The sequence below is a fragment of the Rhodanobacter sp. DHB23 genome (assembly GCF_014842975.1).
Taxonomy (GTDB): Bacteria; Pseudomonadota; Gammaproteobacteria; order Xanthomonadales; family Rhodanobacteraceae; genus Rhodanobacter_A.
Genome location: NZ_JACYXK010000029.1, coordinates 375,737 through 389,967 on the forward strand (window position 1 = coordinate 375,737; position 14,231 = coordinate 389,967).

Annotated in this window: 11 protein-coding genes; 8 read left to right on the plus strand and 3 right to left on the minus strand. The window is 66.9% G+C overall.

Annotated features, from left to right (window positions below):
• The first annotated feature begins 5 nt into the window (after window positions 1-5).
• The 6 genes from IHE47_RS16405 to IHE47_RS16430 all read left to right on the plus strand — a co-directional run bounded on the left by IHE47_RS16405 (window position 6) and on the right by IHE47_RS16430 (window position 7,250).
• Window positions 6-2,483 (plus strand): ribonucleoside-diphosphate reductase subunit alpha, encoded by a 2,478-nt coding sequence (locus IHE47_RS16405; RefSeq protein ID WP_192107839.1) that lies wholly within the window; start codon window positions 6-8, stop codon window positions 2,481-2,483.
• A gap of 183 nt (window positions 2,484-2,666) precedes the next feature.
• On the plus strand, window positions 2,667-3,692 hold the full coding sequence (locus IHE47_RS16410; RefSeq protein WP_192107841.1) for a ribonucleotide-diphosphate reductase subunit beta: 1,026 nt from the start codon (window positions 2,667-2,669) through the stop codon (window positions 3,690-3,692).
• A 54-nt stretch (window positions 3,693-3,746) separates the two neighbouring features.
• Window positions 3,747-4,313 (plus strand): TetR/AcrR family transcriptional regulator, encoded by a 567-nt coding sequence (locus IHE47_RS16415; protein WP_192107843.1) that lies wholly within the window; start codon window positions 3,747-3,749, stop codon window positions 4,311-4,313.
• A 19-nt stretch (window positions 4,314-4,332) separates the two neighbouring features.
• Window positions 4,333-5,007: a CPBP family intramembrane glutamic endopeptidase gene (locus IHE47_RS16420; protein WP_192107845.1), complete on the plus strand. Its 675-nt coding sequence runs from the start codon at window positions 4,333-4,335 to the stop codon at window positions 5,005-5,007.
• A 79-nt stretch (window positions 5,008-5,086) separates the two neighbouring features.
• Window positions 5,087-5,473, plus strand: coding sequence for a BlaI/MecI/CopY family transcriptional regulator (locus IHE47_RS16425; protein WP_192107847.1), 387 nt, complete (start codon window positions 5,087-5,089; stop codon window positions 5,471-5,473).
• A 1-nt stretch (window position 5,474) separates the two neighbouring features.
• Complete coding sequence (locus IHE47_RS16430; RefSeq protein WP_192107849.1) at window positions 5,475-7,250, plus strand: M56 family metallopeptidase; 1,776 nt, start codon at window positions 5,475-5,477, stop codon at window positions 7,248-7,250.
• Between the two features lie 74 nt (window positions 7,251-7,324).
• On the opposite strand, the gene IHE47_RS16435 is transcribed toward IHE47_RS16430, so the two are convergent.
• Window positions 7,325-9,667 carry a S9 family peptidase gene (locus IHE47_RS16435; protein WP_192107851.1) on the minus strand — a complete coding sequence of 781 codons (2,343 nt, stop codon included), beginning with the start codon at window positions 9,665-9,667 and terminating at the stop codon, window positions 7,325-7,327.
• Between the two features lie 212 nt (window positions 9,668-9,879).
• Between IHE47_RS16435 and IHE47_RS16440 the strand changes: the two genes are divergently transcribed.
• Window positions 9,880-10,260 carry an acyl-CoA thioesterase gene (locus IHE47_RS16440; protein WP_192107853.1) on the plus strand — a complete coding sequence of 127 codons (381 nt, stop codon included), beginning with the start codon at window positions 9,880-9,882 and terminating at the stop codon, window positions 10,258-10,260.
• Between the two features lie 79 nt (window positions 10,261-10,339).
• Here IHE47_RS16440 and IHE47_RS16445 read toward each other — a convergent pair whose 3' ends face one another.
• Window positions 10,340-12,010 carry a S53 family serine peptidase gene (locus IHE47_RS16445; RefSeq protein WP_192107855.1) on the minus strand — a complete coding sequence of 557 codons (1,671 nt, stop codon included), beginning with the start codon at window positions 12,008-12,010 and terminating at the stop codon, window positions 10,340-10,342.
• Between the two features lie 472 nt (window positions 12,011-12,482).
• Between IHE47_RS16445 and IHE47_RS16450 the strand changes: the two genes are divergently transcribed.
• Entirely contained in the window at window positions 12,483-13,232 is a 750-nt protein-coding gene (locus IHE47_RS16450; protein WP_192107857.1) for a glutathione S-transferase family protein, read from the plus strand.
• A gap of 22 nt (window positions 13,233-13,254) precedes the next feature.
• Here IHE47_RS16450 and IHE47_RS16455 read toward each other — a convergent pair whose 3' ends face one another.
• On the minus strand, window positions 13,255-14,166 hold the full coding sequence (locus IHE47_RS16455) for a LysR family transcriptional regulator (RefSeq protein ID WP_192107859.1): 912 nt from the start codon (window positions 14,164-14,166) through the stop codon (window positions 13,255-13,257).
• Window positions 14,167-14,231 lie beyond the last annotated feature (65 nt).

Sequence of the window (14,231 nt, forward strand, 5' to 3'; positions counted from 1 at the left end):
CCGACATGCAGCCTCTCGATACCGATACCCGCGAGCTTCCCGCTGCGCGCGCGGAGTCGTCCCCGCTTTCCGCCGAAGTACCGGCCTCCACCGGCGAAGCCTTCGCCCTCACCCCGCCGCACAACCCCGGCCAGATGCGCGTGACCAAGCGCAACGGCCGCCAGGAAGTGGTGGACGTGAACAAGATCGTGCGCGCCGTGACCCGCAGCAGCGAAGGCCTGCACGGCGTCGATCCGCTGCGCGTGGCACTGAAGACCATCGGCGGCCTGTACGACGGCGCCACCACGCAGGAACTGGACCAGCTTTCGATCCGCACCGCCGCCGCGCTCACCGCGGAAGAGCCCGAATACGGCCAGCTCGCCGCACGCCTGCTGGGCGCCTTCATCGACAAGGAAGTGAGCGGCCAGGAAATCCAGAGCTTCTCGCAGTCCATCGCGCGCGGCGCCGAGCTGGGTATCCTCAACGAACGCCTGCGCGATTTCGTCGCCACCAACGCGCGCAAGCTCAACGACGCCATCGACCCGCTCGCCACGCGCCGCTTCGAATACTTCGGCCTGCGCACGGTGTACGACCGCTACCTGCTGCGCCATCCGCAGAAGCGCCTGGTGATCGAGACGCCGCAGCACTTCTTCATGCGCATCGCCTGCGCGCTGGGCGGCAGCGAGATCGGTGAAACGCTTGAGCTGTACCGCCTGCTCTCCTCGCTGGAATACATCGCCAGTTCGCCCACGCTGTTCAACGCCGGCACCGCGCACGAACAGCTCAGCTCCTGTTTCCTGCTCGACTCGCCGGCCGATTCGCTGGAATCGATCTACGAGAAGTACGGCGACGTGGCCAAGCTCAGCAAGTTCGCCGGCGGCATCGGCCTGGCCTACTCGCGCGTGCGTTCGCGCGGCTCGTTGATCAAGGGCACCAACGGCCACTCCAACGGCCTGGTGCCATGGCTGAAGACGCTGGACGCCTCGGTCGCGGCGGTGAACCAGGGCGGCAAGCGCAAGGGCGCGGCCTGCGTGTACCTGGAACCGTGGCACGGCGACATCGAGGAATTCCTCGAACTGCGTGACAACACCGGCGACGACGCCCGCCGCACGCACAACCTCAACCTGGCCAACTGGATCCCGGACGAATTCATGCGCCGCGTGGAGGGCGACGGCGAATGGTCGCTGTTCGACCCAAAGGTGGTGCCGCACTTCGTGGACAGCTGGGGCGAGGCGTTCGAGCAGGCCTACCGAGAAGCGGAGGCCGCCGGCCTCGCCGTGAAGAAAGTGAAGGCACGCGAGCTGTACGCGCGCATGCTGCGCACGCTGGCGCAGACCGGCAACGGCTGGATGACCTTCAAGGACCGCAGCAACGCCACCAGTAACCAGACAGCCAAGGCGGAAAACGTCATCCACCTGTCGAACCTGTGCACCGAGATCCTCGAGGTCACCAACGCCGGCGAGACCGCGGTGTGCAACCTCGGCTCGGTCAACCTCTCGCGCCACGTGGTCGACGGCCGCTTCGACTTCGACAAGCTCGCCGCCACCGTGCGCACCGCGGTGCGCCAGCTCGACCGCGTGATCGACCTCAACTTCTACCCGATCGACACCGCCAGGACGGCGAACAGCAAGTGGCGTCCGGTCGGCCTGGGCGTGATGGGCCTGCAGGACGTGTTCTTCAAGCTGCGCCTGCCGTTCGATTCGGTCGAAGCGCTGGAGCTGTCCACGCGCATCGCCGAGGAGATCTATTACAACGCGCTGTCGCAGTCGAACGAGCTGGCGATGGAGCACGGCGCGCATCCGGGCTTCGCCGAAAGCCGCGCGGCCAACGGTGAGCTGCAGTTCGACTACTGGACCAACGCCACGCCAAACGACTCTGCACGCTGGGACGCGCTGCGCGAGGCTATCAAGGCCAAGGGCTTGCGCAACTCGCTGCTGATCGCGATCGCGCCGACCGCCACCATCGCCTCGATCGCCGGCTGCTACGAGTGCATCGAGCCGCAGGTGAGCAACCTGTTCAAGCGCGAGACGCTATCCGGCGACTTCCTCGTGGTGAACCGCTATCTCGCCGACGAGCTGAAGACGCTGGGCCTGTGGACGCCGGAAGTGCGCGATGCGATCAAACTGGCGGAAGGCTCGATCCAGGGCATCAGCGCGATCCCGGAACGCCTGCGCGCGATCTACCGCACGGTGTGGGAACTGCCGCAGAAGGCGCTGATCGACCTCGGCGCCGCGCGCGGCGCGTACATCGACCAGAGCCAGTCGCTGAACCTGTTCATGGAGAACCCGAACATAGGCCAGCTCTCTTCCATGTACATGTACGCGTGGAAGTCCGGCATCAAGACCACGTACTACCTGCGCTCGCGCCCGGCGACCAAGATTGCCAAGACCACGGTGTCGGCCGCGGCGATGGCGAAGCCCGCGGTCACCAGCGACCAGGAACAGGCAACGGCGGCGGTGTTCTGCTCGCTGGAGAACCCTGAGTATTGCGAGGCTTGCCAGTAATCCGCTCGCAGCCCCTCTCCCACCGGGAGAGGGGTTGAGGGTAAGGGTTCGGGCAGAGCGCGCGGACGGACCTTGCGATCAAATTCATCGACGCGCTTCGCCCGGACCCTCATCCGCCCCTACGGGGCACCTTCTCCCGAAGGGAGAAGGGATGTTCATCCAACGCTTCATCAAGGAACGCCCATGTCCGCCCAACCCGAACGCACCCAGCACATCCTCGATCCGGGCTTCGAACTCACCTTGCGCCCGATGCGCTATCCCGAGTTCTACGAGATGTACCGCAACGCGATCAAGAACACCTGGACCGTGGACGAGGTGGATTTCTCGCTGGACACCACCGACCTGCGCTCGAAGATGAGCGAGGCCGACCGCCACCTGATCCACCGCCTGATCGCGTTCTTCGCCACCGGCGACACCATCGTGGCGAACAACCTGGTGCTGAACCTGTACCAGCACATCAATGCGCCGGAAGCGCGCATGTACCTGTCGCGCCAGCTGTACGAGGAAGCACTGCACGTGCAGTTCTACCTGACCTTGCTGGACACCTACATTCCCGATCCGGGCGAACGCAACAAGGCCTTTGCCGCCATCGAGAACATCCCGTCGATCCGCCAGAAGGGCGAGTTCTGCTTCAAGTGGATCGACTCCATCCAGGACCTGCAAAGGCTGCAGACGCGCGAACAGCGCCGCCAGTTCCTGCTCAACCTGATCTGCTTCGCCGCCTGCATCGAAGGCCTGTTCTTCTTCGCCGCGTTCGCCTACGTGTACTTCCTGCGCTCGCGCGGCCTGCTGCACGGGCTGGCCTCGGGCACCAACTGGGTATTCCGCGACGAGAGCTGCCACATGGCGTTTGCGTTCGACGTGGTTCGCACGGTGCGCGCGGAAGAGCCGGACCTGTTCGACGACGGCATGCGCACGCAGATCGAGGAAATGCTGGAAGACGCCATCGCCTGCGAGACGCAATTCGCCGAAGACGTGCTCTCCGGCGGCGTGGCCGGCCTCTCGGCGAAGGACATGCGCCAGTACCTCGAATACTGCGCGGACCAGCGCCTGGCCCAGCTCGACCTGCCGAAGAAATACGGCGCGAAGAACCCGTTCGACTTCATGGACCTGCAGGACGTGCAGGAAGTCACCAACTTCTTCGAGCGCCGCGTGTCGGCGTACCAGGTCGGCGTGCAGGGCGAAGTCGCGTTCGACATGGCGTTCTGAAAGGCAACGCCCGCTTGACCTGTAACGGACGTTACATGTAACGTCCGTTACATGATGACGCGAAAAGAAGCGCTGGTCGACTCCATCGTCGCCTACCTGCTCGAACACGGGCTGGCCGACCTTTCGCTGCGTCCGCTGGCCGCGGCCACCGGCACCAGCGCACGCCTGCTCATCTACCACTTCGAATCGAAGGAAGGCCTGCTCACCGAGATCCTCGAGGCCATGCAGGCCCGGCTCCGGCAGTCCTTCGCGCGCCTGCTGGAGCCGCAGGCCGGCGGCAAGCAGCCGCAACCGCCGCTCAAGCTGCTCTGGCACTGGGCGATCGCCGATGCGAACTACCCCTATTTCAAGCTGCTCTACGAATTGCAGATACTCGCCATCCAGAATCCGGAGGCGTACGCGCAGTATCTGCAGCGCAACGCCCTGAACTGGTCGGACCTGATCCTCTCGATAATCCCGGCACCGCGGCGCGACCCTGCCTTCGCCACGCTGTGCGGCGCCGTCTTCGACGGCCTTTTCCTCGAACTCATGGGCACCGGCGACCGCAAGCGGACGACGCAGGCGCTCGACCGTTTCATCCGCATCGTCGGCGATGCCCGTGCATTCCGGGCCGACACCTGACCCGCCAAACGAGGCATCCATGCGCGGCTTGTTCGATCACCTGAAGGCAATCCGGACGCGCCAATGGCTCACCAGCCTTGTCGGCCTGCTGCTCGCCCTGGGCGTGGTCAGCCTGCCCTTCGGCATCTGGGACCATGAATTCGCCGGCATCGGGCACCTGCTCGGCAACGAGGCGATCTGGTGGACTTATGTCGCCGTGATGCTGCTCTACGTGCGACGGGTCGAGCGGCGGCCCTTGTCGTCGGTCGGCTTCCGCCCGCCGGGCATCGCCAACAGCGTCATCGGCGTGCTCGCCGGCGCAGTCGTGCTGGCGGTATTCGCAGCCATGTATTTCCTCATCCTGCCCGCACTCCATCTCGACGATTCGGCAGTCGCCACGGCCAACGGCGGCGCCCTGATGGCCACGCCGTGGTGGTGGCGCTTCATTTCCACGGTGCGCGCGGCGGTGGCGGAGGAACTGCTGTTCCGCGGGTATGCAATGGGGCGCATCGAAGAACTGACCGGGAGCCGCGCCGTCGCGACCATGCTGTCCCTTGCCGTATTCACGGTCGACCACGTGACGTACTGGGGCTGGAGCCATGAGCTGATCGTCGCCGTCGGCGGACTGGCCTTCTCGCTGCTCTACCTGTGGCGCCGCAACCTGTGGGTCAACATCATCGCGCACTTCATCGTGGACGCCGCCACGGTTCTCTGACCGCCGGCCGGCCACCGCTTGACTACACGTGTCGCCAAGGCGTAGCGTAACGACACGTGTAGTCAAGCGGAGCCGCCCCATGCCACGACCCTCCATCGGCGACCAGGAACTCGCCCTGCTGCGCTACCTCGCCGCGCACGAGCCCGCCTCGGTGGGCGAAGTGGCGGGCGGTTTCGGCGAAGCGCAGGGCCTCGCCCGCTCCACCGTTCTGACGATGATGGAACGGCTGCGCGCCAAGGGTTACCTCAAGCGCAGGCAGGCGCAGGGCGTATACCGCTACAGCACGGCGACCGGCCCGGGCGAGGCGATGCGCAGCGCGGTGGGCAGCTTCGTGCAGAACACGCTGCGCGGCTCGGTCTCGCCCTTCGTGGCGTGGATGGCCGAACGCGGCGAGGTCAGCGACGACGAACTGGCCGAGCTGCAGGCACTGGTGAAACAACTCAAGGGCACGCGCAAGGAGAAGTGAGATGACGACGCTCGATCATCTGGCCTCCACCCTGCTGGAACGCCTGGCCTGGACTTCGCTGCAGGCTGCCGTGCTGGTCGTGGCGGTGGCGCTGCTCATCCGCGCCCTGCCGCGCCTGCCCGCCGCCGCGCGCTGCGCGTTGTGGTGGCTGGTCGGCCTGCAGGTGGTGCTGGGGTTGTGCTGGCAGGCACCGATCCGCCTGCCGTTGCTGGCGCCACCGGCGGTTGCCGAAGCGCCCATCGCCGTCGTGCAGACCGCCACGGATATCGATCATGCCGCCGTGCACCGCATGGCCGTGCATATCACGATGCCAACCGCGGCCGGCACAAGCCGGGACACCCCGCCGGGTTGGCTCTCCAGCCATTGGCGCACGACCCTGATTGGCGCGTGGCTGCTCCTGTTGCTGGCGCAGTTGCCCGCCTTGCTGCGCGCGTATCGGATTGCGCGTCGCCTGCGCCGGAATGCATCGGCGACGACGGATGCCGGCCTGCAGATGCGTTGCGCGCGGCAAGCGCACACGCTGGGCTTGCGTCGCGCGCCCAGCGTGCTTGCTTCGCCCGAGATCGCCTCGCCGCAAGTCAGCGGCGGCTGGCGACCGGTAGTGCTGTGGCCGGCACGCGACGCACTGGACGAGGACGAGGCCGCACTGGCGCTGGCCCATGAGCTCGCGCACCTGAAACGCGGCGACCTGCTGTTCGGCTGGGTTCCCGCGCTGGCGGCGCGGCTGTTCTTCTTCCACCCGCTGCTGCGCTGGGCGATGCGCGAATACGCGATCAACCGCGAAGCCGCCTGCGACGCGCTGGCCGTCGAACAGCAGCGCGTCGCGCCACAGGACTACGGCCGCCTGTTGCTGCGCCTCGGCGTAGCCCATCCGACGCACGCCGCGCTGGCCGGCGCCTCCCCCACCTTCCACAACCTGAAAAGGCGACTGACCATGCTGCAACAGACCACCACCGCCATGCCGCGCGCGCGTGGCTGGCTGCTCGTCGCGCTCGTCGCGCTGGTCGGCGTGCTGCCGTATCGCGTGGTGGCGGGCGACCAGGCTGCTCGCGCCGCCGTACCGGCACCAACCAGTTCCATTGCACTGCCGCCACCGCCGCCGGCACCCCCTGCGCAAATGCCCGATGCACCGCCTCCTCCGCGCATCGCGCCGCCGCCCCCGCCGCCCCCGCCTCTACCGGTGCCCCCTGCAGGTTTTGGTGCACACAATGTGGAAATCGACATCCACTCCGATGCGCGCGAAGGCCTGGCACTATTCGACGGCGACACCGTCATCATCAATGGCACCACCACCGATGAGGCAGCTGCCAAGCGCATACGCGTAAAGTCGGACGAACCGCTGCTTTGGCTGCGACGTGGCGGGCAAGCTTACGTGGTTCACGACCGCGCCATGATCCAGCGCGCCCGCGACATGCCGGCGCCACTCGAAGACTATTGGCGTAATGCCGGAAGCTTCGAAGGGAAGCAATGGTCCATCAAGGGCCCGATGCAGGGTCTGCAGGCCTGGCAAGACAGCGTGCAGGCGCAGCGCGAGAAATTGCTGGCCACCCCAGACGCACCTGAATCCAGACAACGGCTTGCCGATCTGGATCAACAGCAGCAGCAGATCACCGTGCGCCTGGCCGATCTCAAGCATGAACTTGGGGCGCTGCAACCTCAGATCGAAGCCATGCAGAAGCAACGACAGACAGCGGAATCCGAAGTCGAACGACGCAAGTCGGCGTTGATCGACGACGCCCTCGCCAAAGGCCTGGCCAAGCCCGTCAACGTGCACTGAAGCACTGCACCCGGGAAACAGAAAGGCCAGGGTTCGCACCCTGGCCTTTTGCTGCGTCATTCAACGGTCTGCGATCAGAACCACGGCCACTTCTTCAGCTCGTACTCCTTCGGCGGCGTGTCGCCGGCGAGGTACTGCACGAAGTAGTCCCAGCGGCGGCGCGTGGCGTACGGCGTGGCGGCGGCGTAGCCGTGGTGGACGTTGGGGATGATCAGCATGTCGAAGTCCTTGTTGGCCTTGATCAGCGCATCGGCCACCAGCATGGTCTCGCCCAGCGGCACGTTGTCGTCGATCGTGCCGTGCACCAGCATCAGGCGGCCCTTGAGGTTCTTCGCCATCAGCTGGTTGGCCTGGTTGTCGTAGCTGGTGCTGCCGTCCTTGTTGGTGGTCAGCAGGCCCTGGTACTTCTCGCCCCAGTCGTTCTCGTAGTTGCGGTTGTCGTGGTTGCCGCTCTCGGCCCAGCCGACCTTGAAGAAGTCGGGGTAGCGGAACATCGCGTCGGCGGTGGTGTTGCCGCCGCCGGAGTGGCCCCAGATGCCGACGCGGTTGATGTCGATCCACGGGTAGCGCTGCGCCAGTTCCTGGATGCCCTTGACCTGGTCGGGCAGCGTGTTGTCGCCCATCTGGCCGTACCAGGTGTGGTGGAAGCTGGCCGAGCGCCACGGCGTGCCCATGCCGTCGAGCGCGATCACGATGAAGCCGAGTTCGGCCAGCGCCTGGTTGTCGCCCTGCGCCGGCAGGAAGCTGCGGGTGCGCACCGAGCCGGTCTGCGGGCCGGGATAGACGTAGTCGATGACCGGGTACTTCTTGTTCGGATCGAAGTGGCTGGGCTTGAACATCTGGCCGTACAGCTCGGTCTTGCCGTCGCGCGCCTTCACGGTGAACGGGATCGGCGCCACCCAGCCGGCAGCCTTGAGACGTGTGAGGTCGGCCCTGGCGACGGTGGCGATGACGTGGCCGTCGTCGCTGGAGCGCAGCACGGTGACCGGCGCCGTGTCGACCGTGGAATAACTATCCACGAAGGTCTTGCCGTCGGGCGACATGCTGATGGTGTGGTCGGCGTTTTCCGGCGTGAGCAGCACGGGCTTGCCGCCGTCCACGCCCACCTTCCAGAACTGCTTGAAATACGGGTCCACGCCCGCCACGCGGCCGGTGCCGATGAACCACAGCTCGCGCGACTTGCGGTCGAGGTGCAGCACGTCGATGACGTTGCCGTCGCCGGTAGTGATCGGGTGCAGTTCCTTGCCGGTGCCGGTGTCGTACAGGTAGAGGTTCTGCCAGTTGTTGCGTTCGGACGGCCAGATGGCCTCGTGCGCATCCGGCAGGTAGCGCCAGTTGGCGTGGTCCATGCCGCTTTCGTAATAGGTGTCCACCTTCTCGTCGAAGGCGGTGCGCACGGCGCCGGTATCGGCGTTGGCCACGCGGTACCAAACCTGCTGGCGGTCGCGCGAGCTGTTGACCATCGCGAAGGTCTTGCCGTCGGGTGCCCACTGCAGGTCGTCCCAGTGGCCGTCGCTGCTGCAGCTGATGTCGTCGCACAGGCTGGACAGGCGCTGCTGCGGCGGCAGCTGCAGGCGCACCACCTGGTGCGAGGCCACGTCGACCACCACCGGCTCGATCATGAACACCTTGTCGTCGCCGGGCAGCGGGTACTTCCACGCGTCCAGTTCGGGATGGCCGACCTTGGTGCGCACGGTGTACATCTCGCCCACGCCACGCTGGTCCTGCTGGTAGGTGGCGATCTTCTTCGAGTCGGGCGACCAGTTGAGCACGGCGCGGTCGGTGTGGATCCAGCCGGCGTTGTCGGTGGCGTAGCCGAAGTCCTTCACGCCATCGGTGGTGAGCTGGGTTTCCTTGCCGGTGGCGAGGTCGCGCACCCACAGGTTCCAGTCGCGGATGAAGGCTTCTTTCGTCTTGTCGGGCGAAACGATGCCGGGCTCGTTGCCGGTCTTCACCGCGGCCTTGGCCGTGCAGTCGCCCGCGCCATTGAGGTCGCAAACGTAGTGTTTGCCCATCAGGTCGATGTCGTAGCGGCCGTCCTTTTGCACGCTGAAGTCGAAGCCGAACAGCGGCACCTTGTTCGCCGGCATCGGCTTGCCGGTGGCCTTACCCAGCGCGGCGGCAAACCTGGCCTGGTCAAAGGCCGGGGCGGCCTTGCCGGTGGCGGTGTCCATTTCCATCACGCGGTCGCCGCTGGCGTCGTGGTCGACGTACCAGAAGTGGGTGTCGTCCAGCCATTTCACGCGCTGCACGTCGTGATCGACCAGCGGCAGGGTGTTGTAGATCATGAATCGCTCTGCCTGCGCGTAGTCCTGCGCGGTGAGCGTGCGCGTTTGCGCCATCGCGCCGGTGCTGCCCACCAACAATGCCACTGCCAGCGCGCCGGCGAGGCGCGTCTTGCCGATAGTCGAACTCATCTTCTTTCCACCCCTCGAGGGAACGAAACCGGCGCCCGCAACGCGAGCGCATCAACGCCCGATGCTAATGCCTTGCGCGCGGGCGCACCCCTGCCAAAGGTTGAGCGGGACCGCAAGAACAAACGCCCCGATCGCGGAACGGAGGCCCGGGAGCATGCACCGGCTCCCGCTGCGGCAGAATGGCGGGCTCTCCATGCGCCACGGAACCCTCGATGCCCGCCGCCCTGCCCGAAGCCCGCTTGCTGGAAATGGTTTTCCCCGACCACACCAACCACCTCGGCACGCTGTTCGGCGGCCAGGCGCTGGCATGGATGGACAAGGCCGCCTTCATCGTGGCCTCGCGGCACGCGCGGCGCATCGTGGTCACCGCGCGCTCGGAGGAGGTGAACTTCCGTGTGCCGGTGCGCAAGGGCCAGCTGGTGGAACTGGTGGCGCGCATCACGGGCACCGGACGAAGCTCGATGCAGGTGGAGGTGGAGATGACCGCCGAGGACCCGCTCACCGGCGACCGCCGGGTATGCACCACGGGGCGCTTCGTGATGATCGCGCTGGATTCCAACGGTTCGCCGACGGCCGTGCCGGCGCTGGCCTGAGGTCACGAAAAGGCCCGGGGTCGCCCCCGGGCCCTGCTGCCTATTCCCGGATGCGCTCCGGGAATGCGGCCTGCCGCGACTACGGAACCAACGCCGAAATCAGCGCCGCCTTCGGGCTGCCCCAGCCGGTGACCAGGTCGTAACCCGTCACCGCCGAGTAAGTGCCGGACTTGCCGCTGGTGATGTCGTGGAAATCGGCGGTGAAGGCGCTGGTCAACTTGCCGCCCGATTCGTTCTGCGCATAGATCGTCGGATCGAAGAAGCCGACCGTGGCGCCGCCGCTGGCCGTGGCCTGCTGGTTGGCCAGCGCGGCGAAGGCCGCCCACATCGGCGCGGCGAAGCTGGTGCCGCCGTACTCGTTGGCGGTGCAGGTGGTCTGGTCCGCGCACACGTAGAAGGTGAAGTTGGCATTCGCCGCCACGTCCGGACCGTTGCGATAGGTGGTCGAGCCCTTGTTGCTGCTGTTGATCACGCCGGAAGCCGCCTGCCACGAGGGAATGGCGATCTTGTCCGGCGAGATGCCGCCACCGCTGTCGACCCACGCCGTCTCCGACTTCCAGGCCCCGGCCGCCGAGGCGGTGGTGAGGTCGGTGCCGCCGACGCCGATGACGTAGGCGGCATCGGCCGGCCATGCCTCGTTGCGCCTCGACCAGGTCGAGCTGTCGCCGGAGGCGGCGAAGAAGCTCTGGCCCTGTGCGGCCATCTTTTCCCAATACGGATTCAACGTGCTCGGGTCGGCCGGCGTCCAGCCCCACGAGCAGCCGATGGTCGTCGGCAGCGGGCTGTGCGTGGTCATGGAGCTGAGGATGGCGGTGTCGGTGGAACCGACGTACACCGTCAGGCTGGCCAGTCCAGGCGCCATGCCGAGCGCCTGCGTCATGTCCAGCGTCTGCTCGGTGTCGTCGCAACTGCCGCCCGCCTTGGAGTCGACGCAGGCCGTGCTGGTGCCATCCGTCGACAGCAGCGTGACCGGCACGCTGTTGGTCTGTCCCACGTTCTTGTAGTACGTGGTCAGGTCGGCCAGGTCGGTGCCTTCGAACTCGAACAGGCCCAGGTTCTGGCCGGCACCGGTCAGCGCGCTGCCGCCGTAGTAGGCCGCGCGCATGTCGCTGCCCAGGAACGAGGCCGAGGGACCCGAGCCGGTCGTGGCATGCGTCACCACCGCGTCGGGTGAGATGCCGTGCGCACGCGCGTAGTCGCTCTTCTTCTCCAGCATGGGGTGCGGGATCGAATAATTGTTCAGACCCGAGACGTGCCAGAGCGGGATGGCCAGCGAAGTGGTGGGCTCGCGGTCGGGGCTGTAGAAGACGCGGTTCTCGGTGGGATGCTGGTAGGTGTGCATCCTCACGTTGAAGGCCGCCTCCACCGCGGACACCGGGCCGACGACCTGCACGTCCATGCCATCGCGGCTGCCGCCGGTGATCGCGAAGCCGTTCCTGACCAGGTACTGCACGACGGCGTCGTAGTCGTGCTGGCTGGGTCCGTACAGCGCGGTGAATTGCGTCGGCGTGAGGTAGTCGCGATAGCCGATGCTGGTGGGGTCGGTCACGCTGGCCACGAACCGGTCGAGGCCCGCCTGGTCGCCCACGGGCAACACGACATCGAGGCTCATCAACTGGTTGGTGGGCAGGTCGCCCACCTGCTTCGCCGTTCCCTGGCGCACCGCATCGCGCACGTGATGCGTCATGAATTCCCCGGCCCACGCCGTCGTGGCCACGCCCAGCGCCATGGCCACGGCGAGCGAAAGCATGCATGCGCCCCGCCCAAGGCGCGAGGTGCCGCGGCTGGATCCTGTCCCGTTCGAAATCGAGCTGATCATGGAAATCTCCCCTCTCTGCAAGATGACAGTGAAGTGGAGAGGGAAGCAGCGCGCGCATCACCGCCCGGCGGTCGTTCGCGGTTGTACCGGACGGAATGCGGCCATCGTGAAGCCGTCACGCTGGATCGGCTCCCCTCTCGCCCATTTACCACGCCCCCTTCGTTCGCAGCGCCACGCGCTGTCGCGGCTATTCGCATGTTGCTGCCGCTCTTGTCGCAAAAAATCACGAAGCCGGATCGCCAAGCGATGGCGCCGCAACCCGAATGCAACGGCGACGGACGAAGTCGGTTGACACGGCCGCAGGCGAAGCCGGCGGCAGCAGGCACCCATGCCCCGGCAGGCGATTGACGCCGGCGCCGCCATTCGCGCACGCTGTCCGGGTTCCCTCCAGCGGAGTGCCGCGATGGTTCGCATCAAGGTGGTCGGCAGCTACCTCTCGCCCTATGTGCGCAAGGTGCTGGCGTGCCTGGAACTGAAGGAACTGGACTACGAGATCGACCCGATGCCGCCGTTCATGGGCAACGAGGCCTTCGCGCGCATCAGCCCGCTCAGGCGCGTGCCGGTGCTGGTCGACGACGGCCTGGTGGTGAACGACTCCTCGGTGATCTGCCAGTACCTGGAGGACCGATACCCCACGCCGTCGGTCTTCCCGCACGACATCGCCGAGCGTGCCCGCGCCCGCTGGCTGGAGGAATACGCCGACACGCGGCTGGCCGACGGCCTGATCTGGCGCCTGTTCTACCAGCGCTCGATCCGCCGCCGTGTGTTCAACGAGCCGCCCGACGAGGGCGTGGTGACGCAGGCACTGGAAGTGGAGATCCCCGCCGCCATCGACTACCTGGAGACCCAGCTGCCGGAGGACGGCTTCGTCTTCGGCGCGCTCTCCATCGCCGACATCAGCATCGCCTGCTATTTCCGCACCGCCTTCTTCGCACGCTACGCCATCGACGCCACGCGCTGGCCGCGCACCGCTGCTCTGGTGGGGCGCGTGCAGGCGCTGCCCGTCATGCAGAAGCTGGCCCGCTACGAAGACTGCATGCTGCGCCTGCCGATGGCCGAGCAGCGCGCGGCGCTGATCGCCGCCGGCGCGCCGCTGAGCAGCGAGACGATGGGCACCCACCCGCCGAGGCCGATCCTGCCGCGCACCTCGTGACCGCCCGACACGTGTTGCGCTCCTACGCGCCTCGATCCTGCTTGCCGATCAGCTCCACCAGCCAGTCCACGAACACGCGCAGGCGCGCCGGCATCTGCCGCTGCTGCGCGTACAGCACGTGGACCGACAAGGCCGGCGGCGGCAGGTCGGGCAGGATCTCGCGCAACGTGCCCGCGGCCAGCGCATCGGCGATGCGATAGCGCGTGAATTGCGCGATGCCCAGCCCGGCCTCGCAGCAGGCGAGATAGGCATCCACGCCGCTGACCGTGACGCGCGAAGGCAGGTGCACTTCGCGGCGACGGCGATTCAGCACGAACTCCAGCGAAGGCTCAAGGCGCCGCGTGGTGGGCGAGGCCCAGTTCACCGCCAGGTGGCCCTGCTGCAGGTCGGCGAGCTGGGAGGGCCTGCCGTGGCGGCGCAGGTAGCCGGGGCTGGCCACGGTGGCCTGCGCCAGCGTGGCCACGCGCCGCCCCACCAGGCCGGAGTCCGGCAACTCGCCCACGCGCAGCACGCAATCCACACCCTCGCGCAGCAGGTCCACGAAGCGGTCGCTGGTGCCGATGTCGAGTTCGAGTTGCGGGAAACGCGCGCAGAACCCGGGCAGGGCGGGAATCACCAGCTGTCGCGCCAGCGTGGCAGGCAGGTCGATGCGCAGGCGGCCCTGCGGTTTCAACGCGGCCTCGCGGAAGTCGGCTTCCACTTCGTCCAGGTCGGCCAGCAGGCGCACGCAGTGCGTGTAATAGGCCTGCCCGTCGCGGGTGACGCGCTGGGAGCGCGTGGTCCGCTGCAGCAACTGCGCGCCCAGCCGCGCCTCCAGCTTTTTGATGGCGTGGGTGACGGTGGCGCGCGGCAGGCCGAGGTCGTTGGCGGCGGCGGTGAAGCTGCCCAGCTCGACGATACGCGCGTACAGCCGCATGGTGTCCAGGCGATCCATGGATTGTTGTTGCCGATGGAATGGTGATGACGATTATTGGGTATTTATCCCGCAACGACCACGGC

Excerpts from the sequence above, each read along its gene's own strand:
- IHE47_RS16435 (WP_192107851.1), bottom strand. The coding sequence starts at position 9,667 with ATGAGTTCGACTATCGGCAAGACGCGCCTCGCCGGCGCGCTGGCAGTG.
- IHE47_RS16410 (WP_192107841.1), top strand. The coding sequence starts at position 2,667 with ATGTCCGCCCAACCCGAACGCACCCAGCACATCCTCGATCCGGGCTTC.
- IHE47_RS16430 (WP_192107849.1), top strand. The coding sequence starts at position 5,475 with ATGACGACGCTCGATCATCTGGCCTCCACCCTGCTGGAACGCCTGGCC.
- IHE47_RS16420 (WP_192107845.1), top strand. The coding sequence starts at position 4,333 with ATGCGCGGCTTGTTCGATCACCTGAAGGCAATCCGGACGCGCCAATGG.
- IHE47_RS16405 (WP_192107839.1), top strand. The coding sequence starts at position 6 with ATGCAGCCTCTCGATACCGATACCCGCGAGCTTCCCGCTGCGCGCGCG.
- IHE47_RS16445 (WP_192107855.1), bottom strand. The coding sequence starts at position 12,010 with ATGCTTTCGCTCGCCGTGGCCATGGCGCTGGGCGTGGCCACGACGGCG.
- IHE47_RS16440 (WP_192107853.1), top strand. The coding sequence starts at position 9,880 with ATGCCCGCCGCCCTGCCCGAAGCCCGCTTGCTGGAAATGGTTTTCCCC.
- IHE47_RS16425 (WP_192107847.1), top strand. The coding sequence starts at position 5,087 with ATGCCACGACCCTCCATCGGCGACCAGGAACTCGCCCTGCTGCGCTAC.
- IHE47_RS16450 (WP_192107857.1), top strand. The coding sequence starts at position 12,483 with ATGGTTCGCATCAAGGTGGTCGGCAGCTACCTCTCGCCCTATGTGCGC.
- IHE47_RS16415 (WP_192107843.1), top strand. The coding sequence starts at position 3,747 with ATGACGCGAAAAGAAGCGCTGGTCGACTCCATCGTCGCCTACCTGCTC.
- IHE47_RS16455 (WP_192107859.1), bottom strand. The coding sequence starts at position 14,166 with ATGGATCGCCTGGACACCATGCGGCTGTACGCGCGTATCGTCGAGCTG.